29 protein-coding genes and 1 pseudogene are annotated in these 23874 nt (G+C 69.2%); 16 read left to right on the forward strand and 14 right to left on the reverse strand.

Annotated elements, in window-relative coordinates:
• Positions 1-27: 27 nt before the first annotated feature.
• From ACH4OW_RS37910 to ACH4OW_RS37925, 4 genes are all read right to left on the reverse strand, one after another.
• Positions 28-1050, reverse strand: coding sequence for a beta-ketoacyl-ACP synthase III (locus ACH4OW_RS37910; protein WP_398033255.1), 1023 nt, complete (start codon positions 1048-1050; stop codon positions 28-30).
• A complete protein-coding gene (locus ACH4OW_RS37915) occupies positions 1047-1754 on the reverse strand; it encodes an AAA family ATPase (protein ID WP_398033258.1) in 708 nt (235 codons plus the stop codon). The genes ACH4OW_RS37910 and ACH4OW_RS37915 overlap by 4 nt, the downstream gene beginning before the upstream one ends.
• 15 nt (positions 1755-1769) lie before the next feature.
• Positions 1770-2150, reverse strand: coding sequence for an AvrD family protein (locus ACH4OW_RS37920; RefSeq protein WP_398033347.1), 381 nt, complete (start codon positions 2148-2150; stop codon positions 1770-1772).
• Positions 2151-2256: 106 nt separating this feature from the next.
• Positions 2257-2688 (reverse strand): MarR family winged helix-turn-helix transcriptional regulator, encoded by a 432-nt coding sequence (locus ACH4OW_RS37925; RefSeq protein ID WP_398033261.1) that lies wholly within the window; start codon positions 2686-2688, stop codon positions 2257-2259.
• Between the two features lie 359 nt (positions 2689-3047).
• Here ACH4OW_RS37925 and ACH4OW_RS37930 point away from each other — a divergent pair, with 359 nt between their 5' ends.
• Positions 3048-4502 (forward strand): MFS transporter, encoded by a 1455-nt coding sequence (locus ACH4OW_RS37930; RefSeq protein WP_398033264.1) that lies wholly within the window; start codon positions 3048-3050, stop codon positions 4500-4502.
• Positions 4503-4530: 28 nt separating this feature from the next.
• A complete protein-coding gene (locus ACH4OW_RS37935) occupies positions 4531-5628 on the forward strand; it encodes a Gfo/Idh/MocA family protein (protein ID WP_398033267.1) in 1098 nt (365 codons plus the stop codon).
• A gap of 393 nt (positions 5629-6021) precedes the next feature.
• Here ACH4OW_RS37935 and ACH4OW_RS37940 read toward each other — a convergent pair whose 3' ends face one another.
• From ACH4OW_RS37940 to ACH4OW_RS37955, 4 genes are all read right to left on the reverse strand, one after another.
• Entirely contained in the window at positions 6022-6249 is a 228-nt protein-coding gene (locus ACH4OW_RS37940) for a hypothetical protein (RefSeq protein ID WP_398033269.1), read from the reverse strand.
• Positions 6250-6460: 211 nt separating this feature from the next.
• Positions 6461-6694, reverse strand: coding sequence for a hypothetical protein (locus tag ACH4OW_RS37945; protein ID WP_398033272.1), 234 nt, complete (start codon positions 6692-6694; stop codon positions 6461-6463).
• A gap of 72 nt (positions 6695-6766) precedes the next feature.
• A complete protein-coding gene (locus ACH4OW_RS37950) occupies positions 6767-7033 on the reverse strand; it encodes a hypothetical protein (protein ID WP_398033275.1) in 267 nt (88 codons plus the stop codon).
• 145 nt (positions 7034-7178) lie between these two features.
• Positions 7179-7589 (reverse strand): hypothetical protein, encoded by a 411-nt coding sequence (locus ACH4OW_RS37955; RefSeq protein WP_398033277.1) that lies wholly within the window; start codon positions 7587-7589, stop codon positions 7179-7181.
• Between the two features lie 122 nt (positions 7590-7711).
• Here ACH4OW_RS37955 and ACH4OW_RS37960 point away from each other — a divergent pair.
• Positions 7712-8510, forward strand: a pseudogene (locus ACH4OW_RS37960) (IS5 family transposase).
• Here the strand turns inward: ACH4OW_RS37960 and ACH4OW_RS37965 are convergent.
• Positions 8480-8890 (reverse strand): hypothetical protein, encoded by a 411-nt coding sequence (locus ACH4OW_RS37965; RefSeq protein ID WP_398033279.1) that lies wholly within the window; start codon positions 8888-8890, stop codon positions 8480-8482. The pseudogene ACH4OW_RS37960 and the gene ACH4OW_RS37965 overlap by 31 nt on opposite strands.
• Positions 8856-9050 (reverse strand): hypothetical protein, encoded by a 195-nt coding sequence (locus ACH4OW_RS37970; protein ID WP_398033282.1) that lies wholly within the window; start codon positions 9048-9050, stop codon positions 8856-8858. The genes ACH4OW_RS37965 and ACH4OW_RS37970 overlap by 35 nt, the downstream gene beginning before the upstream one ends.
• A 12-nt stretch (positions 9051-9062) precedes the next feature.
• Here ACH4OW_RS37970 and ACH4OW_RS37975 point away from each other — a divergent pair, with 12 nt between their 5' ends.
• On the forward strand, positions 9063-9356 hold the full coding sequence (locus ACH4OW_RS37975) for a hypothetical protein (protein WP_398033285.1): 294 nt from the start codon (positions 9063-9065) through the stop codon (positions 9354-9356).
• A 293-nt stretch (positions 9357-9649) separates the two neighbouring features.
• On the opposite strand, the gene ACH4OW_RS37980 is transcribed toward ACH4OW_RS37975, so the two are convergent.
• On the reverse strand, positions 9650-10090 hold the full coding sequence (locus ACH4OW_RS37980; RefSeq protein ID WP_398033288.1) for an RICIN domain-containing protein: 441 nt from the start codon (positions 10088-10090) through the stop codon (positions 9650-9652).
• A 423-nt stretch (positions 10091-10513) separates the two neighbouring features.
• On the opposite strand from ACH4OW_RS37980, the gene ACH4OW_RS37985 reads away from it, so the two are divergent.
• From ACH4OW_RS37985 to grxD, 6 genes are all read left to right on the forward strand, one after another.
• Positions 10514-10798, forward strand: coding sequence for a hypothetical protein (locus ACH4OW_RS37985; protein ID WP_398033291.1), 285 nt, complete (start codon positions 10514-10516; stop codon positions 10796-10798).
• A 221-nt stretch (positions 10799-11019) separates the two neighbouring features.
• The gene (locus ACH4OW_RS37990) at positions 11020-11283 is read left to right on the forward strand and encodes a hypothetical protein (protein ID WP_398033294.1); all 264 of its coding nucleotides are present in this window, start codon (positions 11020-11022) and stop codon (positions 11281-11283) included.
• Between the two features lie 633 nt (positions 11284-11916).
• Positions 11917-13851: a hypothetical protein gene (locus ACH4OW_RS37995; protein WP_398033297.1), complete on the forward strand. Its 1935-nt coding sequence runs from the start codon at positions 11917-11919 to the stop codon at positions 13849-13851.
• A gap of 91 nt (positions 13852-13942) precedes the next feature.
• Complete coding sequence (locus ACH4OW_RS38000) at positions 13943-14107, forward strand: hypothetical protein (protein WP_398033299.1); 165 nt, start codon at positions 13943-13945, stop codon at positions 14105-14107.
• A gap of 63 nt (positions 14108-14170) precedes the next feature.
• Positions 14171-14422: a hypothetical protein gene (locus ACH4OW_RS38005; RefSeq protein ID WP_398033302.1), complete on the forward strand. Its 252-nt coding sequence runs from the start codon at positions 14171-14173 to the stop codon at positions 14420-14422.
• Between the two features lie 232 nt (positions 14423-14654).
• The gene (gene grxD, locus ACH4OW_RS38010) at positions 14655-14990 is read left to right on the forward strand and encodes a Grx4 family monothiol glutaredoxin (protein ID WP_360138978.1); all 336 of its coding nucleotides are present in this window, start codon (positions 14655-14657) and stop codon (positions 14988-14990) included.
• Here grxD and ACH4OW_RS38015 read toward each other — a convergent pair.
• From ACH4OW_RS38015 to ACH4OW_RS38025, 3 genes are all read right to left on the reverse strand, one after another.
• A complete protein-coding gene (locus tag ACH4OW_RS38015; protein WP_398033305.1) occupies positions 14945-15202 on the reverse strand; it encodes a hypothetical protein in 258 nt (85 codons plus the stop codon). The two genes, grxD and ACH4OW_RS38015, sit on opposite strands and share 46 nt — an antisense overlap.
• A 330-nt stretch (positions 15203-15532) precedes the next feature.
• Positions 15533-16057: a hypothetical protein gene (locus ACH4OW_RS38020; RefSeq protein ID WP_398033307.1), complete on the reverse strand. Its 525-nt coding sequence runs from the start codon at positions 16055-16057 to the stop codon at positions 15533-15535.
• The gene (locus ACH4OW_RS38025; RefSeq protein ID WP_398033310.1) at positions 16054-17427 is read right to left on the reverse strand and encodes a tyrosine-type recombinase/integrase; all 1374 of its coding nucleotides are present in this window, start codon (positions 17425-17427) and stop codon (positions 16054-16056) included. Before ACH4OW_RS38025 ends, ACH4OW_RS38020 begins: the two co-directional genes overlap by 4 nt.
• An 812-nt stretch (positions 17428-18239) precedes the next feature.
• Here ACH4OW_RS38025 and ACH4OW_RS38030 point away from each other — a divergent pair.
• From ACH4OW_RS38030 to ACH4OW_RS38055, 6 genes are all read left to right on the forward strand, one after another.
• Positions 18240-18395, forward strand: a complete 156-nt coding sequence (locus tag ACH4OW_RS38030; RefSeq protein ID WP_398033312.1) for a hypothetical protein — start codon at positions 18240-18242, stop codon at positions 18393-18395.
• 667 nt (positions 18396-19062) lie between these two features.
• Entirely contained in the window at positions 19063-19494 is a 432-nt protein-coding gene (locus ACH4OW_RS38035) for a hypothetical protein (protein WP_398033314.1), read from the forward strand.
• Between the two features lie 2 nt (positions 19495-19496).
• Positions 19497-21047, forward strand: coding sequence for a caspase family protein (locus tag ACH4OW_RS38040; RefSeq protein WP_398033317.1), 1551 nt, complete (start codon positions 19497-19499; stop codon positions 21045-21047).
• Between the two features lie 529 nt (positions 21048-21576).
• Entirely contained in the window at positions 21577-22479 is a 903-nt protein-coding gene (locus ACH4OW_RS38045) for a DUF6192 family protein (RefSeq protein WP_398033320.1), read from the forward strand.
• A 3-nt stretch (positions 22480-22482) separates the two neighbouring features.
• On the forward strand, positions 22483-22893 hold the full coding sequence (locus tag ACH4OW_RS38050; RefSeq protein WP_398033323.1) for a RacP protein: 411 nt from the start codon (positions 22483-22485) through the stop codon (positions 22891-22893).
• A 73-nt stretch (positions 22894-22966) separates the two neighbouring features.
• Complete coding sequence (locus tag ACH4OW_RS38055) at positions 22967-23827, forward strand: IS5 family transposase (protein ID WP_398033326.1); 861 nt, start codon at positions 22967-22969, stop codon at positions 23825-23827.
• Positions 23828-23874: the final 47 nt, after the last annotated feature.

Genomic DNA, 23874 nt, shown 5'->3' on the forward strand with positions numbered 1-23874 from the left:
GCTCGGATGTGGGCTTGGAAGGGGGGCTCAGGTGGTGCGGCAGGTCACCGAGACCGGCTCGAGGGTCGGCCACCGCAGCGCGGAAGCCCCCCAGGTGAAGCCGCCGCCGAAGGCGGTCAGGACGACGCGGTCGCCGGCGGTGAAGGCGGCGTCGTGCGCGAAGCGGGCCAAGGCCAGCGGTATCGATGCCGCGGAGGTGTTGCCGACCCGATCAAGATCAATGACGACCTTCTCGCGGTCCAGTTGCAGCCGGTCGGCTACCGCGTTGAGGATCCTGCGGTTGGCTTGATGGCCCACAAACCAGTTCACGCTCTCGACAGACCAGGCCAGATCCTGCAAGAGCGCCTGAGTGGATGCGGTCATCCGCTCGACCGCCGCCGGATAGACGGCACCGCCGTTCATCGTGAAGTAGCGGCCCTGCCAGCGGTCGGGCTCCGTGGCGGTGCGCTGCCGAGCACCGCCGGCCGGCAGGAGGATGTCGTCCTTGCCGGCCCCGTCGCTGCCCAAGTGGAAGCCGAGGAGAGCACCGGGCTCGTCCGGCTCTCCGGCGCGCAGTACCACCGCGCCCGCCCCGTCGCCGAAGATGACCGCGGTGGTGCGGTCTTCCGGGCTCAAGATGCGCGAGTATGTCTCGGCGCCGATGACCAGCACCTGACGGGCCGCGCCAGAGATGATGTGGGCTGCAGCCACTGACAGGCCGTAGACGAAGCCGGAGCACACCGCGGCAAGGTCGAAGGCCGGCACCCCGGACAGACCCAGCCGGGTGGCCACGTCCGGGGCCGTGGCCGGGCAGGGGTGATCCGGTGTGGTGGTGCACAGCACCACCAGATCGACGCTATCCGTCTGGGCCGACTTCAAGGCAGCCTGCCCCGCTTCGACCGCCAGGTCGCTGGTGGCCACACCTTCCCCGACCCAGCGGCGTTCCTGAATGCCGGTGCGGGCGCGGATCCACTGGTCACTGGTGTCATACTGCTGCGCCAGGTCGTCGTTGGTCACAACCCGCGGGGGCAACGCAGTGCCCAGCCCGCAGAGGACTGCTGCCGCAGTCACGAGGCCACCGCCGGCGCGGCACGGTCGGTCTCGGAGGTGGTGTCGAGCTGCGCGTAGTCCGCTTCCGCCCGCCGGATCGCCTCCTTGACGGACAGCGCCGGGGTGAACCCGAAGATGTCGGTGATCTTCCGCAGGCGTTCCTCGACCGTGCCGCCCACCACGTGCACCGGCATGCCCATCTCCTTGAGCTCACGTAACAGCTTCTCGTCCGCGAGCTGCCGGAACCGTTCGTTGACCGGCCGGTGGCCGTCCAGCACCAGCGGGAACTCGATGGGCAGGTGCACGAACGCGTCGTAGGAGGCCTTGGCGTGCTGCTTCGCCGGGATGCCCATCTGCTCCATGACATCTGCATAGAAGGAGAGCTCGTCGGTCATCTCCACCGACTCCAGGTCCACCGACTCGTTCGGGTTGATCCCGAGGAGGACCCGAACGGTGCCGTAGCACCATTCGTGCAGCGAGGAGCCGTCGGAGATGAACCCGTCGGCCAGATGGCTCTCGTTCACCGCGCGTTCCTGGTTGCGGCGCATGATGAGCATGATGATCTCGGCGGCGGTGCACTCCTCCAGAGTCTTGCCGGGCACCGAGATCGGCAGCAGCTCGCGCATGGTCTTCGCCGAGCTACGCGGGATCCCGGTCAGGTGGGCCACGGCCATCGTCGTGAGGGTCTTGCCCACCGAATACGTGCCAGAGATGGCGAGTCGCATAGGTGTCCTTGGGATCTAGTGACGAATGAGGGAACGTTCCAGCAGCCTGTGGGCGACGGCGCAGCGCACCGTCAAGTCGCCCACAGCGGAGACCACGTCGGCGGTACGCCAGGTCTCCCCCGCTGCTGTGGGCAGCGCCTTGGCTGCTTGTAGGGACGTCGTGATCGGTTCGCTGCCGTGCCAGGGGCGGGAGGCGCCGGCACGCGTGATGTGTGTGCTGCGCATCCACAACGTGTTGCTCTGCGCACGGGTCAGGCCGTCCAGTTCGTACAGGAGCACCTGGCCCAGCTGCAGGGCGGCGACGAACGCGTCGATCATCGAGATCGACTCGAGCAACTCGCCGTCCAGCCCGGCCCCGCGCGCCGGCCACTGTTCGAACCGGCGGGGGCGCAGCAGGGCCGCAAAAAGGCGCGTGACCCGGGGCCACGCGCGTTAAAAAGCACACTTAACTCCGCCGCAGGGATTGCGGCGGAGATAAAAAAGGACCCTGCAGTATTCGCAATCAGCTGTGGGAGGTCGCCCGCAGAAGCAGGTCGCGCAGCTCGCCCTGGGCGTTCTGATCGAGGCTCTGCAGGGGCGAGTCGGCATTGAGGTGCTTGAGGAGCTCCCTCCTGATCGAGGTGCCCTTCGCCGTCAGGTGGAGCTCCTTGGAGCGGCGATCGGTCGGGTGCGGCTTGCGCTCGAGCAGCCCCATGGCCTCCAGCCGGTCGGCCACGAAGGTGATGTTGGACGCCTCGCAGCACATCCGTTTCGCCAGGGCGCGCAGAGTGGTCGGCTCGGTCAGCTCGCGCAGGGCCACCGCCTGTGTCTCGGTCAGGTCCAGCTTCTCGGCCGCTCGCCGGACGTGACGGTTGATGGTCTGCGACAGCTCGTTCACCAAGCTGCAGACCTCGCGGTCGGTGGACGTCGCCATCCGTGCTGTGTCGCGCGTCATGCGGCAACCCTACGGAACCTTCTAGCTCATTGCAATGCTAGCTAGAAATACACTAGCTGATCCGTTTCGGCGCCTGGGTGCGCCATCCCACGCGACCCGGTCCCCCTCCTCTGTCACGCCAAAGGTGCAGGTCAGGGCTGGGGGTGCGTGCCGGCCAGCGGTGCGCCCGGGGCAGTTCGCCTTTCGCCTGCCGGCCGGCGGCGGCGCGCCTGAGGCAGGACGGTTGCGCACATGCTTCTAGTTCGGAATATTTGAACTGCTACGCTCTGCGGGCTGCACGGAGCACGACCGTGCTCGTGAACGTCATGCCCATGCCTTCTCTGAGCCTCGTTACCCACCCTCACCAAAACGGGACAGTCATGCATTCAAGCTCCCCACGCCACCCGGGCCTGGTCCTCACAGCGCTCGCCCTGGCACAGCTGACCATCGGCATCGACTACAACATCGTCTTCGTCGCCCTGCCGGACATCGGCACCGGCGTAGGGTTCTCCGACCAGCAACTGCAGTGGGTCGTCAGCGCCTACGCCGTAGTCTTCGGCGGATTCCTGCTCTTCGGCGGGCGCGCCGCCGATCTGGCAGGCCGCCGCCGCGTGTTCACTATCGGCCTGTCCCTGTATGCGATCGCCTCGCTGATCGGAGGACTGGCTAGCGCACCCGGCCCGCTCATCGCCGCCCGGGCCCTGCAGGGACTGGGCGGCGCCTTTCTCGCCCCCGCCACCCTGTCGCTGGTGACCACCACCTTCGCCGAAGGCCGCGAGCGCAACCGCGCGCTGGGCATCTGGGGGGCCGCGGGCAGCAGCGGCATGGTTCTCGGCTCCCTCCTGGGCGGCGTGCTCACCCAGGCCTTCGGCTGGTCCTCGGTGTTCTTCGTCAACGTGCCTCTCGCCGCCGCCATCGCGCTGCTCGGCTTGCGCGTGCTCCCCGCCGACCCGCCGGCCGACACGAGCCGCTCGTTCGACGTGCCCGGCAGTCTCACCGTCACCGCCGGCGCCACACTGCTGGTCTTCGCCATCGTCGAAGGCCCCGAACTCGGTTGGCTCGCGCCGGTCACCCTGGCCGCCTTCGTGGCGGCCGTGGTCCTGCTCGGCGCCTTCGCCCTCATCGAAAAGCGCAGCTCGGACCCCCTGGTTCCGCTGGCGGTCTTCACCCAGCGCAACCTCAACATCGGTACCGCGATCACGTTCCTGTTCATGGCCACCTTCGGCGCACTGGCCTACTTCCTGACCATGGACCTGCAGCAGGTCCACGGATACGACGCACTGACCACTGGTTTCGCGTTCATCCTGCCCTGTGCCTGCGTGCTGATCGGCACGATGATCGGCGGACGCATGTCCACGGCGTTCGGCGTGCGCGTCACCTTGCTCACCGGCCTGGTCACCGGGGCCATCGGCACCGCCGCCTTCGCCGCCTCCCTGGACGCCCAGGGCAGCTACTGGCTGATGAGCCCGGGCATCGTGGTCTTCAGCCTCGCCCAGGGCGTCGTCTTCACCGCCATGTTCTCCGCTGCCACCGCCGGGGTGCGTGAACAGTTCCAGGGCCTGGCCTCCGGCATCGCCAACAGCGGACAGCAGATCGGCGCCGCGGTCGGCCTGGCCGTGCTCGTGGCCATCACCAACTCGGTCAGCGGCAGCCACCCCACCCCCGCCCGGCTCTCAGCCGGTCTGCAGGCGGCCGTCTTCACCGCAGCCGTAGTCATCCTGCTCGCTACCGGTGCCGCCCTCGGCCTCAAGAAGCAGGCAACAGCCAGCGCCGGCTCCCCCGGCGAACAAAACCCCGCCGAGCCGGCGCCCCGGACGCACGACGCGCTCGCCTGACACGCACCAACCCAAAGGAGGCACCTCCATGGCGGCACCACTCGGTGTGGGCATCATCGGACTCAGCGCCGACGGCGGCTGGGGAGCCAGGGCCCACCTGCCCGCCCTGCAGTCCTTGGACGGATTCGTCGTCCGCGGCCTCTCCGCCAGCAGCAAGGAGGCGGCACAACGGGCACAACGACAGTTCGGCATCGATCTCGCCGTCGACGATCCACACGAACTCGCCCATCACCCGGACATCGACCTGGTCGCCATCTGCGTGCGCGTGCCCCAACATGCCGAACTCGTCCGGGCCTGCACCGAAGCGGGCAAGACCGTCTACTGTGAGTGGCCGCTCGCCCGGACCCTGGCCGAGGCCCAGGAACTCGCCGCCCTCGCCTCCGGGGCCGGCCTGCACACCGCCGTCGGGCTCCAAGCCCGCAGCACCCCCACCGTGCGCTATCTGCGCGACCTGATCGCCGAGGGCTACATCGGCGACGTGCTCTCGACCACGCTCGTCGGCTCCGGCGGCGGCTGGGCCGATACGTGTACCGTCCGGTCGAGTTACACCTTCGACCGAGCCAGCGGGGCGTCGATGCTGACCGTCCCCCTCGGGCACACCCTCGACGCGCTCACCTACGTCCTCGGGCCCATACACGACGTCTCAGCCACCGCCGGTATCAGACGCCCCTACGGCACCAACACCGAGACCGGCGAACAGGTCATCAAGACCGCCCACGACCAGATCGCCGTACACGGCACCCTGGACAGCGGCGCGATCTACGCAGCCCACTACCGGGGCGGCCTTTCGGCCGGCACCAACTTCCTCTGGGAGGTCAACGGCACCGCCGCAGACATCGTCCTACGCGGACCCACAGGGCACCTCCAGTTCGGGCAGGCGCGCATCTTCGGGGCACAGCACGGCGCCGACCTCGAACCGATGCCCGTGCCCACGACGTATCTGCGCACGCCGGACCCTCTCGCAGACAGCGGCGCCTCCACCGTGGCGCACGCCTACGCCCACCTGCTGCAAGACATCGAGGAGGGCACCCACACCGTCCCGGACTTCGAGCACGCCGTCGCACACCACCAAACTCTCGAGGCCATCGAGGCGTCTGCATTGCATGGTTCCCGGAGCGTCCTGTGAACCGAGTGCCCGCCCGGGCCCGAACCGGGCCGAACCTGACGGTCAGCCCGCAGAAAAGCCAAACACAGTGAAAGAACCGAGTCAGTGCCCCTCTGTCCACCAACCATCTGGGGCCCGGCTTACTTCAACGAACCACACCCGTACGCCGGGCCCCCCGGAGACACGCCACGGCTGCGACGGGCCGCTGGACCACCCCAGGGCACACCCCGCCCGCGCGGCCGCAGAAGCGGTCTATCCGTCACCGGCCACCATCTCCACCGCGACCGGCCCCGGCGCGGCGAGATGCGCCTCGTTGATCGGTTTCACGGATCACCAGACGGCCCGGTGGGTGCGGCGGTCCGCTCCACGACGATGGATCACCCGGACGGGCGGCAGGCGCTCACCGCACGACCGTTACGCCGGGCTGCCGGGCAGGGACCACACATCCGGCCCGCCACCGCCCCACTCGACCTGCGGACCCTGCAGATCGACCTGGTCCGGGCCGGCGCCGGCCCGGCGCAAAAACTCCAGCACATCGGCCGGCCGGTAGGCGACACCCAGAAGGGTGCCGTCGACGCGGACGCGCCGCCCGCCGGACGACGCCGGCAACCGCACGACCCCCCAGGGCGACGGAGCACCCATCACCCCACCCTGCGACCCCCGCCGCGACCGTGCACCCGGAGCCCGGCCGGGCGGCGTACGAAGGCGCCGGGCCGCGCTGCCGCCGTACGGCCTACCGCCCCGGGCGGGAAGCACCCCGCCGCGAGGGACTGGGGCAGGACGGGCGCGTCCCGGCCGCCGGTGCCCCAGCGCACACCCCGAGAAGGCTCGGGCACCGGCCACCGCGCCGACGTCAATAGCCGTGACCGCCGAGGACGCCGGCGAACTGACGGTGCTCAAGCAGCCGCCGGCATACGACTCCCAAGGCCCGCAGCGGCGTCCCGGTCTCCCCGTAGCACTTCCCCGCCACCTCCCGCGCCACCCTGGCCGCCAGCTCACCGGTGACACGCAGCACCCGCCCCCACCGGTCCCGGCCGTCCAGCCGGCCCGCGTGCTCGGCCAGCGCACAGCGCAATCCGCTCGGCACGGCCCCGCTCGGTGCCCTCCTGGTCAGGCACGCCCCGGACGCATCCAAGGGCCTGCCGGGCCAGCAGCCCGGTCACTCCGCGGCCCCGTGTGCGCACAGCACCACGTCGTTGGCCCCCTCCCCTACCCGGGCCGACGTGGACGCCTGCTGGCAGACGGCGGCCGCGAGCAACACGTCGGCCAAGAGCCGGCCCGGCTCCGCCAACGTCAACGCCCACTCCTCGGCAGGCACCGTACGGCCGGCCTTCTCCACGTAGCCGATCATCAACGTGCCCCAGCTCAGGCAGAACTCCCACCCCGACTCCGGCGCCCGCCCCCGGCCCTGCCCCCCACCTGTCACGCCCCACACCGCACACCGCCCACCGCGGACCAGGCAGACCGACCAGGGCGGCGGGTCAGCGAAGTGGCAGCAACATGGCGTGGAAGACAGGCGCGTCGGACAGACGGGGCCGGAGGCCGCCGAGCACCCGCCAGCCCCATGACCCCTACAGCGCACGGACCTTGGGATGCCTCTGGTCGACGAGCAGCCTGGCGCGCTCTTCGGTCCGGCCTTCGAGCAGCGCGTCGTACAGCTGCTTGAAGACACCGGTCATGCGCCACGGGACACCGACCATCAACTCACTGAGCGCATACGTGCGCCCGCCCGTCTCCTCGACGGTGTTGGGATCGACGCCGGCCAGCAGACCGCCCCACCACGGGGCGCCGACCGCCAGCAGGGCTCCGCAGGCGTACCCGACGGCCTGGTCACCGTCGTAACCGACCACACACATCCAGCCGGGCCTCGGGCCCCAGACGCCAAGGCCCTGGGCGAAGCGGCCGACGGCCGCCAACGGAACGGTCTTCGCCGCCTCGGTGCACACCTCACGGCAGACCACCAACAGCACCGGGCACAGCACGGCGACATGACAGTGGTCATAGCGCCGTAGGCCACGCCGGCGGCCACGAACGACTCCAAAAACGGTGCCCTATGCGATGAAGCGGAGTAGCACTACAGCACGGGGCAGGAACGTGGAGTGGGATCGTTGCGGACGGACTGCGGGAAATCACGAAGCCGCTGCTCCCGCCACCGAGAGCGCGACCGCAAGGCGGCGGGACCTCGGATACACCTGATGAGACGCTGTTCGCCGCCATCATCTATGTGCTGGTCACCGGATGCGCCTGGCGGCACCTGCCGCCCTGCTTCGCAATCTCGAAGTCGACCGCTCATCGGCGGTTCCTGACCTGGTCCAGAGCCGGCGTCCGGAGCCGGCTGCACAAGGCCGTACTCCACCCACTCGATGACGCCGGCCCCATCGACATCACCCGCGTGGTACTCGACACACCGCCCACATCCGCGCCAAAAAAAGGGGGGCGAACACACAGACCCGAGCCCCGTGGACCGGCGCAAACCGGGTACCAAGATGCACCACCTGCCGGACGCAAACACACTGCCCCCGGCCGCCGGGACCTGTCCGGCGAACATCCACGACAGCAACGGACTGAAACCGACGGCGGCGCGACCCCACACGCAACACGACCCGCACCGCGGCCGCTACTTCAAGCCCCAACGCCTCCCTGCGGACAAGGCATACGACATCCCCACCCTGCGGCGATGGCTCTGGGGCAAACACATCGGCGTCCGTGACGCACGCAAGGGCATCGAACCCAGCAAACGACTCGGGCAGCGCAGGCGAGTGATCGAGCCGACCCTGTCACGGCTGACCGGCTACCGCCGCCTCAGCCCCCGCCACAAACACCACCCCTCCAACTACCCGGCCTTCCTCGGACTGGCAGCCACCCTGTGCTGCTACAAACAACTACTCCGCCTCACCACATAGGACACCGTCTTACCGCCGCCCGTGGAGGCGTTGACCAGGATGTGCGGGGACTCCGCGTCCAGGTCGACGGTGACGATCCGCCCGGCGGCTTCGCGGAGGATGACTTCGGCAAAAGCGCCGCGGCCGTCGCTCTTGGGCAGGGCGGCGGCGAGACGCCGGACGTCGGCGGCGACCGCGCGGGCGTGCCCGGTCAGATGGAGGGCGCTCTGCTCGTAGTCGCCCGGCGCGAGGTCCGGGTCCTTCCACGCGAGGACGGCGGTGACGAGGGCCCCGTACGGGGCGCGGTCCAGGGGGAGGACGGCCTCGATCAGGCCCTGGGGTCGTAGAGCACGGTGTGGGTGTCGCTCACCGGGCGCCCGCCGCGCCGTCGTCCTGGTCACGGTCGCCGGTGCCGGCGTCCGGGACCTGGACGGCGAGGATGCGGGCGCAGCCGCGATCGGCGCGGGCGAACAGCGCCGGGGAGGGCCGGCCGAAGGCGGACGGCTGGACCAGGAGCCGACAGCGGAGGACGCTGAAAGCGCACCGTCCGCACCGCACCACCAGGAGGCCGCCATGGGCTGGGTGGACCCGCAATACGCGCGCCTGCTGCGCGAGGACGGCCGCTACGGCCGCTTGATCGATATGACGCTCCAGCTTCTCCGCGAGCGCGAACGCCAGCACGAGGGCCAGGAGGACACCGTGCCCGGGTGCGGCTCGTGCCAGGACGGGCAGATCACCGTACGGGCCGCCGACGGCACCGAGACCACCGTGCAGTGCCAGCGCTGCGACGGCACCGGCACCGTCCCGGAGCCGCCCGACGACCCGCGCGACGGCGCGGCCGGCAGCTACGGACCCGACCTCGACTGACCGCAGCCCCCAGGCCGACGATGAGGCCCCTCCCAGCGGCCCGCATCGTCGGGCGCCCGTACGCCGTACATCCGCCCGTTCCGAAGGACCCGAGCTCCGTCGTCAAAGGGACGCCCCGCTTGGGTCAGAGGCCCCGGTCAATGAGGATGTCGGCGACGCCGCAGCGCTGGAGCGTTCCCGGCGCAGAATTGCGAACGCGTTCGGCAGCAGCTCGGTCTCCCCAATGACCCTCGTGCTCCGCAACCCCACCGCGGCCGGGCCGGGTGGAGCCAGCCGGGGTGGTGCGCGGTCAATCAGCTCCAGCGCTGGTGCTTGATGCCGCCGTCGAAGCCGGCGTACACCTCCTCGCTGTTGACACCAATGGTCTTGCCGGTGACCTTGTTGGTGAGACGCCAGCCCAGCGAATCCTTGATCTCGCGCCACTTCTGGTTGTTACCGCCGTTGCACGAGTGGGTGTAGACGGTGCCGTTCTTCCTGCTGTCCAAGCACCACCCGTCGGTCGAGTTCTTGAGGATGAAGGTCCCGTCGGCCTGCTTCGTCTCCCGCCAGTTGGTGATCCGCAGGTTGCACTTGTCTGTGCTGACCGTGTCGTGGATGGACGACAGGCAGTAGCCCGTGGCCTTGTTCTTCCACTGAACGGTCTTGGTGGCAGCGAAGGCTTGCCCCGAGCCTCCGACGACAAATGCCGGGGCGAGAACGGCCGCGGCCGCAACCGCACCTATCAGACGCTTCATAAAAGTGCTCCTCCTGGGTCTCTGGGCGACCCCGGCCGGCAGCGGCTGCTTCTCGGCGGATACACGGCGACGGGTACCCGCCCCCCAGAGGACGCAGGCGCCGCCGCGCCCGTGCATGCTCAGACACCGACTGCGTCAGAAGTCGCCGGTCGACGTTGGAAGTTCGAAAAGGCCCCGTTCGCCGCTACACCCGCACCGCGAGCGCTCACCTGTTGACGTGTCCGCCCACTGCCGCGGTGACCGTGGTCTATAGCGGTAATGACAGCCTTAATGCCCACAAAGGCGCATCAAGACCATCGTCAGACTACCTTGCCATGATCATGCCGGGAAAGCGCAGGCCAAGTACCTGACCGATCTGTCAGTGCTCGCTCGCATCATGAACGGCGTGAGCGAGCAGATCGAGGAACCCGAGCAGGTCCCGCCGTGGCGGCCCGAGAACGGGCCCAGCCACGGGTGCGGTGCCGGCCGGCCGGCGACCGGCCGGCCCTGTACGTCTACGGCAGCGGCACCCGGAAGTACGCGCCCGTCATGGCGCGCCTGGACCACGCCAACGACCGCACCGAATACCAGGTCGCCCTCCAGACCAGCCGGGACCGCGGCACCGTGCACCGGGCGTACTGGTGGCCCCGGCCCGGCCTGCGCCCAGCTCACAGCAGCACCTGCGAGCCCACCGACCGCGAGCCCATCCCGACGACCACGCCCGGCTGACCTGCCGGCAACCGAGCAACGGAGCACTGGCCGTGCATGGCGGGCCGGGCGGCGGGACAGGAGCGGTCCGCCTTGTTCCCGGGGAAGATGAACGAGGTACGGCGGGCCCGGGCCGGCGGCGGCCAGACGCCGGTGACGAACCGGCCCAGCCCGCCCCGGATCCTGTCTCAGCGTTCTCGGTACCGGCCCAGGGGCCTGGGCCGGTACGGGACACTAGTGCGGTGACCACCACCCCCGCACCCCGGGCCCTCGGCCGGGGCGTTGCTCAGCTCATCCCCCAGCCCGGCGACGTCTCCGCGGCCGGCCGCGCCACCGCCTCCCTGGCCGCCCTGCGCACCGTTCCCGTCCACGCCGGCGTCCTCGAAGCCGCCGTCGCCCTCCTCGAAGACCTCCAGGACCCGGCACGCGGCGCGGACGACGCCACGGTGGCAGCCGCGGCCGCCACCGTCACCCTGCTGCGCCAGGCCCTGCACCCCGACACCTGACCGGTCAGGCAGCCACTGCGGCATGGGCCTGCCCTGCGCGGCACGGACCGGCGCCAGGCACCGCAGGCAGAGCGGATTCTCTGGGGTAAGTGGTGTGGCGAGAGGCGGGCTTCGAGAACTCAGTGCAGCTCAGCGCCAGTGTGGCCGACGCTACCGGACACAACAGGTGTGGCGCCATCGCCGCCCCACCCCGCACCGCACCCGATGCGCGGACCCCCGAACCGGCGGCAGAGGGTGCGGCCGGGCCGGCATCTGAAGATCCCGCCCCCAGCGTCGCCGGCGGGCGGCTGGATGGTTGACCAGGGTGAGGCGCGGAAGGGGGATGTCGCAGCCCGCCGCGAGTGCCTCGGCCACCGGGTCTCCTCCACCCACCTCCGACCGTGGCCCCCCTTGGTTTCAGGCCAGTGGCGGGAGTGGTTTTCCGGTACGGGGGTGAAAGGTGCGCCGCCGATCGCGGCTGACCGGCGGCCACGTGAGTGACCTGGTGTCCTGGGCCTGCGGCGCTGTGCTCGCAGCACGCCCCGACCCGCTTCGACTCATTGTCTGTAAACGAGCGATTACTCTCCGAGGTCGTCAGGGGAGGATAGCGGCGCCGCTGCGGTTCGCGTTGCGGCCCGGACGAGGGAGGACCGCGTGGCAGCAAGGCTCTACACCCAGAACGAGCGCATCGAGAACCTGCGGGCGCAATTGCAGGGAGCACCGGCAGGGGCACGCGCACAGCGGCGTGCGCAGGCTCCGGTGGAAAGCGGGCTGCTGTACGGCGTGCTGTTGCGGGCCGCAGCCCGGCTGGACGCGGGGTTCGAGCTGACGCCGCTGGAGCGGGACCTGCTGACCCCCCTGGAGAGCCTGCTGTCCCGGGAGGAGGTCCGCGAGATCGGGCGGGTCTACGCGGAGGCCAGTGAGCACAAGACGGCTGCTCTTCCGCAGGCAGTCGTGGGGCGTGCGCTGCAGGAGGGATACACGAGCGAGGACCTGCTGCGGGACGTGAAGGCCATGCCGGCGGTGACGCAGCCCAATGTGTCCGTCATCGACGTGGACGCGCTGGAGAAGGGAACGGAGTGGGACACCGAGGAGTTCCGCCAGGGGTGCGCCGACTACGGGTTCGGCGTGACGCTTGTGGGCTCGTCCGCGCCGCGGCCCGCACCGGACGCGTTGCTGGGGGTGGCTGACATCGGCCTCACGCTGGATCACTTCCGGTGTGTCGACGACACCGACGAAAGCACCAGGGACGAGATCTACTGGGCGCTGAGCAGTTCCAGCGACACCGGCGCGAACACCGCCCGGAAGACACGTGAATACGGCGAGATCGTGAAGGGCAGCGTACGGGACTTCGACGCGGGCACGGTGCTGTTCTCCGGCACGCTGCGCAAGTCGGTGGCCGTGCACATCGCCTGCTGGGAGGCCGACGACAGTTCCAGCGAGTTCTACGACGAACTCATCCGCAGGACCCACCTGATCTCCGAGGAGCTGTGGAAGTTCGCCGAGATCATCGAGTTCTTCCCGGTGGGCCACTACGAGAACATGACCGAGTGGATCAAACTCGGGTCGTTCATCGCCCGGCTGATCGCCGAACTCATCGAGTGGTTCCGCAACGACGACGACCTGGTCCAAGAGCGCACCATCATCTTCGAGCGGCCGGCTCTCGAGGCGCTGGCCGCCAAACCGGAGAAGATGGACTGGTGGTGGTTCGTCGGCGACGGCGGGCAGTTCAAGCTGTACATCAAGATCACCCATGAGACGGGCAGGTTGATGTACATCACCTGTCACAACGACGAGCAGTGGCGCAAAAGCACGCTCTTTCCCTCGGGCACCACGCAGCTGACCCCGGCCGTGGCGGCCCAGCCCGGGCAGTACTCCAAGATGTACTGCGTCCTGCGCACCAACGACAGTTCCGATCTGAAGATCAGCCGCTTCAACGGGCTTTACTGGAACGCATTCAGCAAGCTCGCCGCCACCAGTCCCTCGACCCCGGCGCTGGCCGTCCACGACGGGAAGTTCTACCTGGTCGCCCGCTCCGCCGCGGGGCAGCTGCACTGGGCTCGCGAGGACGACTCCGGGTGGGGCACGTTCCAGCCGCTGCCCTCCGGCTCGACCGCCGTCGCCCCCGCCCTGGCCTCCCACGACGGCAAGCTGTACTGCGTGGTGCGCGGCAACAGCGGCCACGAGCTGTACTGGGCCACCTTCGACGGCACCCGCTGGAGCGGGTTCCAGGAGTTCCCCTCCGGCTCGACCGCCGTCGCCCCCGCCCTGGCCTCCCACGACGGCAAGCTCTTTTGCGTGGTGCGCGGCGACGGCAACCACAACCTGCACTGGGCCACCTTCGACGGCACCCGCTGGAGCAGGTTCAGCCAGTTCCCCTCCGGCTACACCCCGCTGGCCCCCGCACTCGCCCCGTACAACGGCAAGCTGTACTGCGTGGTGCGCGGCAGCAGCGGCCACGAGCTGTACTGGGCCACCTTCGGCGGTTCCACCTGGAGCGCATTCAACAAGATCGACGGAGCGACCAGCCCCACCACTCCCGCCCTGACCTCCTACAACACCTATCTGTGGTGCGTCTACCGCGGCTGACGCACCACCTGCCCGGGTCATGACCTGGACGGAGGGTTCGATGACGGATCCCAGTGAACTACCCCGGCGTCTACATCGAGGAGAACGTCTCGTGAGCCTTTCGGTGTCCTCTGGCCCGACTGCCGTGCCGCTGTTCATCGCCGACTTCGGTACGGGGTTCGAGGGTGTGGTGCGCGTCGACAGCTGGCAAACCCTGCCCCGTGCTGCCGGTGAGGGCGCGGCCTCCGCGGTAACCGGCGCGGCGCTACGCAGCTAATTCGAAAACGGGGGTGGCTTCTGCTGCCTGGCCAACACGGCCGGCACGTCCCTGCAGGAGGTGTTGGCCTCTATCGAGTCCTTCGACGAGGTGACGATCCTGGCGCCGCTCGGCCTGTGGGACAGCGGCGCCGATGAGGCCGACGAGACGGCGAGGGCTGTGACCGCCTGGGCGGCGGCCCACCGGGCGATGGCCATTCTGCACGCCGGCCCGAACCACGACGCCCGGCAGGCCCATGATGCGGCCAGGGCGTTCAAACTGCACGCCGACCAGAGCGCGCACGCGGCCCTCTCCGCGGGGGCTTTGCGGGTGTGAGCGAGTAGGTTCGTTGGTCCCCGGGCTCTGCCGGTCCGTGTCCCTGACAGGCGCGGGTCGGCAGAGCCCGGCCTCGTCATGGATGTGTCAGAGGCGGTGCCTGTCCCGCGCCCTGCCTGGTCGGGTGCCCCGGCGCCCCACTTGCCTATAGAGGTGCTGCGCTTTCATCCGTACCGACCGGTGCACGTGCGTTCGGTTGTACGTCGGCACCTGCCTTTCTAAAATCGGCGGTATGGCGAAGGAAGATCTCAGTCCAGGGACACGGCAAACAATCGAAGACACGCTGGCCGCACATGACATCGTGGTCTACATGAAGGGGACAGCAAGTCTTCCTCAGGACGGCTTCTCGGCACGCATGGTCGAGGTGGTGAAGAAGACGGGCGTCGACTTTCATGTGGTCAACGTCCTCACGGACCCCGTGATCCGCCAAGGCATCAAGGACTTCTCCGACTGGCCGACGATCCCGCAGCTCTATCACAAGGGTCAGTTCATCGGCGGCTCGGACGTCGTCGCCGAGAAGTATCAATCCGGTGAGCTCCAGAAGCTGCTGTCCGAAGCCAAAGGCTGAGCCTGCGGCTTCCCCTCGCGCTTGACGACGAGAACACGGTTACGGTCCTGACCGCGGCCCTCGAAGACCCAGATCTCGTTCGCCCGCAGCTTGACCCGCACCTTCATGCCGATGAACCGGGCGGGCACCGCGTAGTCGCACTGGCGGACGGTGAACCGCCCGTTGCGGTGGGCCAGCGGCGTCAGGTTGTGGCTCTCAATCTCGTTGCCCAAACCGTGGCTCCCTATCCCGCTAACCTGCTGGCTCTAATTCACCTTGTTAGAAACACACAACCCGTTCTCACTCAAAAGCGGGGCGGCTCCCCTTCTGAGACTTGCATTGTGCGAAGTCTGCTCTCCCGCTGGATGACGAACTTTGGGATTCTTGAAGCGTCCTCATCTGCTCCGACCGATTGACGGCCCGGGTGAAGGTGAAGAGGCTCGGGTTGGCGGCACTGGCGGTTGTGCGGGACCTCCGCGATGTGCGGGCTCCGGTCTCGGCGGAGGAGCTGGAGCAGTTCGAGACCGACGCGCTGGCTGGGTTGTCAGCCTGTGCGCGCCAGATCACTCCCGCTGGTTGAGGGCCCTGGTCAACTGACGGTTGGCGTCCCGCGCCGCCTCCAGTTCAGCCTGCCGCTCCTCCAAGAGGCGGCTCAGTTCGGTGTTGCGCTGTTCGTGACGGACGACCGCAGCCTGCAACTCGGCGACGTCGTTGGCTGCGCCGAGTCCAGCCTCGTGCCAGGCCAGGCTCCCGAGTTGTCGGGAGAGGTGGTTCTCCAGTTGCTGGACGCGCGCAGCCAGTCGGGCGACGCGGGCATTGGCGTTGGCGAGGTCTGCCTGCAACGACACGGGGGTGACGGTCGGCCCGGCTGCCGGTGCGGGACGGGCGGATCGGCTTCCGGTCGTGTGCAGGATGTCCAGCAGGTCGCGGTGACGGTAGAGGAAGGTGCGGTCGACGCATGCTGCCCGGGCGATGGCCGAAGCGGTCAGCGGGGTGCCGTCGCGTACGGCGGTGGCGATGGCGTTCTGGACTCGTTGGCGGCGGCGGTCGGTGCCGGCGTGGCGGCCGTTGTTCATCGGGGTGGTCACATCAGGGTCCTTGGGGGGCGTACGTCGGGCAGGGGCTGGCGCGTGCGGGGCATGCCGAGATGGACGGTGCGGCTGCGGCGGACCAGGGCGACGGCCTGCTCGATGTGGGCGCGGTCTTCGGGGGTGAGATCGTCGAGGTCGCTCTGGACGCGGTCGATGAGGCGGCGCACCCGGCGGATCTCCTCTTCGGAGGGCATGGCCTGGGTGCGGGCCCACTCGTCGGCCTCGAAGGCGGACATGAGACGTTCGCGGCTGCGCAACAGGTCGGCGAGGTGGGCCTGGAGGTCGGGGAGGTAGGAGACGTCGGTGGAGAAGTGTTCGCAGCCCAGGCGGCGGAAGCGCAGCGGGCAGGCGTGGCCGCCGGCGGCGACGTTGCTCGGTTCGCGACAGGTGCCGTAAGCGGTGGCGACCTCGCCGATGGCGCGGCGGACGTGTTCGGAGTCCAGCAGGGTTTTGGCGGTGCGCCGGTCGAACTGCAGGGCCGTGACCCGGTCGACGGCCTCGCGGCGGCGTTCGGCGCCGACGCGGTAGTAGCCCTGGGTGGTAGTGATCAGCCGGTGGTCCATCAGCTCCTTGAGGACGTCGACCGGCACACCGGCATCGGCGTGACGCTGGGCGTAGCAGTGGCGGTAGGCGTAGGGGAAGATTCTTTTCTTGTCGAAAGGCACCAGGTGCGTGACACGGGTGTCCGCTTCGACGGTGACGAGGGGAACGGTGAAGTCGGGCAGGGAGTCCACCCAGGCGCGGTGGATGGCGCAGATGTCCTTGAAGCCCTTGGTGCCTTCGGGGTTGGTCTTCGGCCGGGGCAGCAGTTTGAGCCGGGCCGGGTCGGTGGTGGGAAAGCGTTCCCTGACCCGTTGCTGCTGGCGGCGGATCGTCGTGGCTGTCTCGCGGCCGATCGGCAGGCGGCGTCCGAGCCGGTAGGCCTTGTGGTTGTCGTAGACCAGGACGTCCGAGCCGTCCGGGTCCTGTTGGAGGCAGTCGAGGGCGAGGGTTAAGACTTCGTCGGGACGGCGGCCGGTGTCGATCAGCAGGTCGGTGGTTACGCGGGTCTCGACATTGCTCATCGCCTCCAAGCTCGGAAGATGGGTGCACAGCTGGCGCATCACCTCCTCGGGCAGACTCCGGCCAGCCTCGGTGTCCTCCGGCTCGTCCGGCATGTCTTCGGGCCAGAGCGCGAAATCCACTGGCATCCCGGCCAGCACCTGACCGGGCCCGGTCAGCCCCAGAGTGCGAAAGCGCAGCAGGACCCGGCGCACGAACCGGATGAAGGCCAGGCGCCGGGCGGCGCTGAGCTTCCCGGTTTCGGTCAGGTAGCCCATGCGGTTGCAGAAGGCGACGATGTCGCTGCGCCCCCACGCCGCCGGCACCGTTCCCCGGGCCCGGGCGCTGGAGCCGCAGGTTCTGCGACAGCAGGGCCATCGCGGAGATGACGGCGCGAGCGTGGTGGACAGCGTTCTTGTTCCGCCGTCGGGGCAGATCGTCGTAGACCCAGACCTTCATGGCCTCCCGCAGCGGCTCCTGCACCAGAGAAGTGAACGGAAGGACCCCGGGGTGGCCGAAGACGGCCATGTCCCACACGTCCTTGACCCGCTCGGCCTCCAGCGTGGTGTTCAGCCGGCGCAGCGCGGTGCGGGCGGCCCGGATCATCATGCCGTGCTCGCGGCCGTACCCGGCCGCGGCCGGATCGGTCACCTCCTCCAGCGTCTTGATCTGCTGCGCCCGCATCCGGTCGTACATCGGGCGCAGGCACTCCGGCCGGGTCTTGAACCCTTCCTGCACCCGGGCCCACAGCCCGTAGAGGATCTCGGCGACCAGCAGGTCCGGCAGGCCGCGCAGGCTGACCTCGCGGGTGGTGCAGATCGCCTTGTCCGTGCGCCGCCAGCGCGCCTCCACAAAGCCAGGCCGCTCGCGCGCCCTGCGCAACCGCTGGATGTGCGCCTGGCAGTAGGGGTACTGGCGGCTGCCCCGGTCGAGGTAGCAGGCCGCCATCGTGCACGCTCCCAGCCCGGCCAGCCCGACGACCTTCGGATGGACCACAAACTTCTCCATGGCCATTCCGCCCAGTGTGACGGTGCGCTGCAGGTGGTGGGACTCGCACAGCTTGCCGGCGACGGTCACCCGGGGACGCTCACACCGCCCGACCGCACACGGATGCTGCCCGACCCCCCGGCTGACGCCCTTGGGAATCAGCAGGAACTCCTCCAAGGCCACCCCGCTTTTGCTCCAGCGCTCCATACACCCGCGGCACATCGGCAAGGTCGCCACTGTGATCGCCAAGGTGCAGTTCGGCACCGGGCAGTCCGGCAGCCCGAGCACCGGATGCTCCCGCGGGTAGGTGAGCACCCTGCGCTCCCAGTCCCACCCCAGAACGTCCAGGAAGTCGGTGTCCAGGGCGCCGAGGATCTCTGCGAACCGCTGCCGTCACCGGTCACCGCCGGGAGCTGCCGACACGCGCGGGCAGGGCACCCGTTCGACGGCGGCCCGAACACGCCGCGGATCCGGGAATTCGACCAGGCCCCGTTCGCGTTCTCCCGCCGCCGCACATGCACATGAGCGCCCGGGTAGTCACAGCCCAGCGCACGGGAATCCGGCAGCAGATTCGCATCGCTGCGCCGCAGGCCCGCCACCTGTCCGCGGCGCAACCCGACCCTGCCGACCAGCAACACGACGAGCCGGTCCCGCGCGTTGCGGCAGGCAACGAACATGGCCACCAGCTCGGCGTCTTCGGCCCGCTCCATCCGTGTCTCCGGCTCACGCAGCCAGTGCACCGGCCGCAACCGGTTGAACAGCCCCCCGTCCTCAGAAGCTGTGTCTGATCCGGACCTGCCAAACCGGCATGGATCACGTCCTCGGAGCCGCAGTGTCCCGCCAGCCGATGAGTAGTTGACTGCCGGTTCCTCCGCCGACTCGGCCAGTAGCTCCGACTGGCTGCCGTCAGTGGCCGAATGGCGCCACACTGTGAGGCATGGCTTTGTGAGGCCTTGCCGCAGGGGGATGGACTTATGCAGGACGAGTCTTCGACGAGAAGCCGACCAGCGGATCAGCAGGCGGACGGTGTGATGGAAGTGCTGCTGGTCGTCGCGCCCGATCCCGATCTGGATCCGGAGGCGGGGGAACGGGTGACCCGCCGTCTGAAGGCCGAGATTGCCGATCTGGACGTCGAATCGGTTCGTTTTGGACCCAGTGCCTCAGCTCCTGACGCTGCAAAGGGCACCGATGCCGTCACTCTCGGAGCCGTCGTCGTGGCGCTGAGCGCGTCCGGCGGCGTGTTCACGGCGCTGATCGAGACCGTACGCGACTGGCTGGTCAGGTCCTCCGCGCGGCATCGTGTCTCGCTGACCATCGACGGCGACACGATCGAACTGGAGCGGGCCTCCGACGCCGAGCGGCGTGACCTGATCGACGCGTACATCCATCGCCACACAAGCAGCTAGCCATGGGCCGCCGACTGGCGATGCTCATCGCCACCTACGAGTACCAGGACAGCGCTCTGCGGCAGTTGACCGCTCCGGCACACGACGCGGAGGCGTTCGCCACGGTGCTGCGAGACCCGGCCATCGCCGGGTTCGAGGTCACCACCCTGGTCAACCAGCCGCATCACCTCGTCGGCGAGGCCATCGGCGACTTCTACCGCGACCGGCGCCGCGACGATCTCACCCTGCTGTACTTCACGGGCCATGGTCTGAAGGACGATGACGGTCGGCTGTACCTGGCGATGGCCAACACCCGCCGGGACGGTCTGCTGTTCACTGCGCTGTCCGCCGAGCAGATCGACCAGGCCATGGAGGGGTGCGCCTCACGTCAGAAGGTACTCATCCTCGACTGCTGCTACAGCGGGGCGTTCCCGGCCGGCCGGATCTCCAAGGGCGACACGGCTGTCCACGCGCTGGAGCGCTTCCACGGCCGCGGCCGTACCGTGCTGACCGCGTCCGACGCGACCCAATACTCGTTCGAAGGGAACCAGGCGCACGGTCAGGCGGTGCAGTCGGTATTCACCCGCTACCTGGTCCAGGGCCTGCGCGACGGCAGCGCGGACCTCGACGGCGACGGCGACATCACCCTCGACGAGCTGTACGGCTACGTCCACGACCGGGTCGTCGACGAGATGCCGCAGCAGCGGCCCAAGAAACAGGACAACGTCGAGGGCCGCATCGTCATCGCCCGGAACATCAACTGGTCCCTGCCGGCCCACCTGCGCCATGCGCTCAGCAGCCCCATCGCCACCGACCGCCTCGGTGCCGTGGACGGGCTCGCCCACCTGCACCGGATCGGTAACGACCTCGTGCGGCGGCGCGCCATCGATGAGCTCCAGCGGCTGGTGGACGACGACAGCCGACTCGTGTCCGCCGCCGCGGCAGCCCGGCTTCAGACCATCCCTCCGCCGGCACCCGAGCCCCCGCTCGGCCCGGCCGCCGAGCCCGGACCGACCACTACGCCGGCCACGGAGCCGGCCGTTGAAGTACAGGCAAGGCCATCTAACACCGCTCCCCAGCCATCACAGTTGCAGGAACCAGGGCGTTCCGGGGACGACTTCTGGCCTCACCCGCTTATCAGGCCAACCGGACCCGACCTGCCTGCTCCCATCGGGCTCAACCCGACGACGCCCGCCCGCAGCATGGCGGCATCTGGCACCAGCCCTCACACCGCCGATCACGAGCCATCTGCGCCAGGCCCAACTCGTCGACGTCGTCGCCGGATTGCGGCCGCCGCCGCGCTGATTGCGTTCATGGCCGTGCTAGGGCTTGGGATCTTGGGGCTGCCGGTCCTCATCTTGGCGCTGATCGCCGCCGTGGTGCTGTGCGCCGAGGACCAGCGCCGCATGTGGCTCTGGGTTGTCAGCGGCGCCGGTCTGGTCACGATCCTGATTGCGGTGTTGGTGGTTTCCAGCTCTGGTCCCGCCGGAGACCACTGGTGGTGGTCACTCGTCATTGCCGCGGGCCTGGTCATGCTGGCGGTATCCGAACTCCTCCGCCGGCGCAGCCGCTGATTGGTAGAGCAGGCGTGGCCGTACGGTGGCCGCATGGGCAGTGGCAGGGCGCCCCGGCTGAGGCTGGTGGCGATCAGGGCGGACGATAGTTCGGGGCCGCGGTTGTGCCGTGGGTGCGGTGGTCCTCTGATGCCCGCGGCGAAGGCGACGGCGGCATTCTGCTCGTCCGCGTGCCGCTCGCGGCACTGGCGGCGGATGCGGCGGGCGCGGGCGAGGACCGAGGCGGTGAAGGCCAGCGTGACGGCCAACTGCCCGGAGTGCGGGGCATCCTGGACGGCCGGGGTTGAACGTCCCGTCTCGGCAACGTACTGCTCTCCCCGCTGCCGCAAACGGGCCTGGCACAAGCGGCGCATGCAACGGCGCGAGGTGTGAGACCGCGCATCTGGCGGGCATAGGGCCGCTCCACGCGCCGGGCACGTGCCCCCTGTCCGACGGCCGAAGGCCGTCGGGTGGTGCGAAATGACGGGCAGCCAGGGAAAGTTGGCGGCATGGAAGGGTGCCGCACCCGGGCCCGGAGGGTGGTGTCCGGATGTCCGAGATGATCGGCAGTGTGACCCGGGAACGCTACGACGAGCTGGTCAAGCTGGGGCGGGACTGGGTCGCCACGATGAGCGGCGCCCAGTGGCGGATCGGCGACGCGGCCACAGAGATCGAGCCGATGCGCTCGTATGGGGGTGCTAATCCCTCAAGCAAGGACGACCTGTTCACCGTCAGCGAGGCCATCCGGCTGTTCGCCGAGGACATCGGTTTGTCGTACTCCACAGTCCGCGACTACCGGTGGGTGGCCTCCCGCTGGCCGAAGGAGCGCCGACGGGCGGACGTATCGCACACGATCCACAAGATCCTGGCCAGCATCCCGGACCCTGAGGAGCGGTTCGAGACGGTGAACAACCCCCCGCCCAATCCACGCGGCGGCCCACCGCGGTGGACGCACGACAGCGCAAAACGGGTGGTGGGCTGGAAGGTCGACTCCCCGGAGAGCGTCCAGGAGAAGGTGGAGGCGATCCACGACCTGGCCACGGACGACGCGGTTGCGTCGGTGGTGACTACCGACTTCCTGCGCCGTCCCGCGGTCGCCTCGAAGGCAATGGCCGACGACACGGCCAGGCACGCAGTCAACGAAGCCCAGTTCGACCGGTTCCGCCAGCAGGCCCAGTTCGTTCACCAGGAGGCGGCCCCGCAGCTGCAACGCATGGAACACAGCGCCCAGTTCATGGACCTGGTCGCGGCCTGCGCGCAGTTCGTCTCCACGGCCGGCCGGATCGTGCCGAACCTGCGCGGCGAGCACTACGACGACGCCGAACGCGACACCATCGGACGGGGCCTGGCACGTGTGCGCGCCGCGGCCGACTGGATCGAGGGCGCTGTCACTCGGGGCGAGGTCGACCTGGATGAGCAGCTCCAGAGGCTGCTGAAGGGCTCGGGTGAGTAGGCGATGGGGCGGGGAGTCCCCGCTCACGTCCACGCCGAAGCCATCCTCAGCGCCCTGCAGGAGGCCCGCCCCGCCGGACTGACCATCACCCAGCTGATGGCCGCCACCGAACGCACCCGGGCGCAGATCCACACGGGACTTGCGCACCTGCGCCAAGTCGCGGCCGCGCGCGGTCTCCCGCCCGTGACCTGGGACAAAACGTGGGGATACCGGCTGCTGGACGACGCGCCGGAGGTCTGGATCGGCTACGAGCGGGCCTTCTTCGACACCGTGCACCACCGGGTGGAGAACTTCATCGCCGGGATCCTCCTCCCGCACCAGAAGAAGACCCCCGACGACCCCTACATCCGGACCGTCATGGCCCAGATGGGTGCGATCGAGTCCACCCTCCAGCTGCTGGCCAACCTGGAGTGAACCGGAAAGGCAGGAGGCGGGCCGCGACCGCCCCGCAGCTGGCTCCCCCTGCAGGTCGCGGCCCCACGCCGTCATGCTGCTGCCCCTCTACCGCTACCCCTCCGACACCAGCGACCTCGAATGGGCCCTGCTCGAACGCCTCCGTCCGACGCCGGCATGCCAGACCCCCAAGGGCGGCGCTCCCGAGAAGTGGCCCCGGCGACGGGTAGTCGACTCGATCCGCTACATCGTCGACAACGGGGCGAAATGGCGCGCGCTGCCCGCCGACTTCGGCATCCCCTGGCGCACCGTGTTCGGCTACTTTGCCCGCTGGGCGAAGGCCGGCGTCCTCAAGCGCATCCTCGACCAGCTCCGCCGCCGGCTGCGCCTGCGCGGCAGCCGCTGCCCCTGGCCGGTCCGCCTGATCATCGACGCCCAGTCCGTCAAGGGCGCGGAAACCGTCTCGAAGGCCACGAGGGGATGGGATCAAGGGAAGATGATCAACGGGCGGAAGCGACATCTCATCGTTGACCAGGACGGCCTCCTGGTCGACTTGCTCGTCACCCCCGCCGACGTCCAGGAGCGCACCGCCGCCCGCATCCTGCTCACCCGGCTCCATGCCGAACACCCCGAAATCGTCCTGGTCTGGGCCGACAACGCCTACGGAGGCGAGGAGTTCACCACCTGGGTCCAGGACGCCCTCGGCATCACCATCAAGGTGGTTCCCCGTCCCAAGGACGCCGACGGCTTCGTCGTGCTGCCCAAGAGGTGGGTGGTGGAGCGGTCGAATTCGTGGACGATGCGGGCCCGGCGCAACGCAAGGGATTACGAGCGACTCATGCCCCACGCCGAGGCGCACATCCAGTGGGCCTTCATCACCCTCATGTCCCGCCGTCTGGCCCGGCAGCTTCGCCGCACCGAGGCGGTCCCGGCCGCTATCGCGGCAGCCGCCTGAAGGTACCGCCGTGTCGTTCGGTTGCCCGCCCATCGACGCCCAACCGA

Source organism: Streptomyces sp. NPDC017056, from assembly GCF_044332485.1.
Lineage (GTDB): Bacteria > Actinomycetota > Actinomycetes > Streptomycetales > Streptomycetaceae > Streptomyces.

Coding starts and splice junctions, on each gene's coding strand:
- grxD (WP_360138978.1), top strand. CDS start 14,655: ATGGCGAAGGAAGATCTCAGTCCAGGGACACGGCAAACAATCGAAGAC.
- ACH4OW_RS37940 (WP_398033269.1), bottom strand. CDS start 6,249: ATGGGTGCTCCGTCGCCCTGGGGGGTCGTGCGGTTGCCGGCGTCGTCC.
- ACH4OW_RS37915 (WP_398033258.1), bottom strand. CDS start 1,754: ATGCGACTCGCCATCTCTGGCACGTATTCGGTGGGCAAGACCCTCACG.
- ACH4OW_RS37980 (WP_398033288.1), bottom strand. CDS start 10,090: ATGAAGCGTCTGATAGGTGCGGTTGCGGCCGCGGCCGTTCTCGCCCCG.
- ACH4OW_RS38035 (WP_398033314.1), top strand. CDS start 19,063: ATGCAGGACGAGTCTTCGACGAGAAGCCGACCAGCGGATCAGCAGGCG.
- ACH4OW_RS38040 (WP_398033317.1), top strand. CDS start 19,497: ATGGGCCGCCGACTGGCGATGCTCATCGCCACCTACGAGTACCAGGAC.
- ACH4OW_RS38045 (WP_398033320.1), top strand. CDS start 21,577: ATGTCCGAGATGATCGGCAGTGTGACCCGGGAACGCTACGACGAGCTG.
- ACH4OW_RS38050 (WP_398033323.1), top strand. CDS start 22,483: ATGGGGCGGGGAGTCCCCGCTCACGTCCACGCCGAAGCCATCCTCAGC.
- ACH4OW_RS38055 (WP_398033326.1), top strand. CDS start 22,967: ATGCTGCTGCCCCTCTACCGCTACCCCTCCGACACCAGCGACCTCGAA.
- ACH4OW_RS37975 (WP_398033285.1), top strand. CDS start 9,063: ATGGGCTGGGTGGACCCGCAATACGCGCGCCTGCTGCGCGAGGACGGC.
- ACH4OW_RS37930 (WP_398033264.1), top strand. CDS start 3,048: ATGCATTCAAGCTCCCCACGCCACCCGGGCCTGGTCCTCACAGCGCTC.
- ACH4OW_RS37935 (WP_398033267.1), top strand. CDS start 4,531: ATGGCGGCACCACTCGGTGTGGGCATCATCGGACTCAGCGCCGACGGC.
- ACH4OW_RS37925 (WP_398033261.1), bottom strand. CDS start 2,688: ATGACGCGCGACACAGCACGGATGGCGACGTCCACCGACCGCGAGGTC.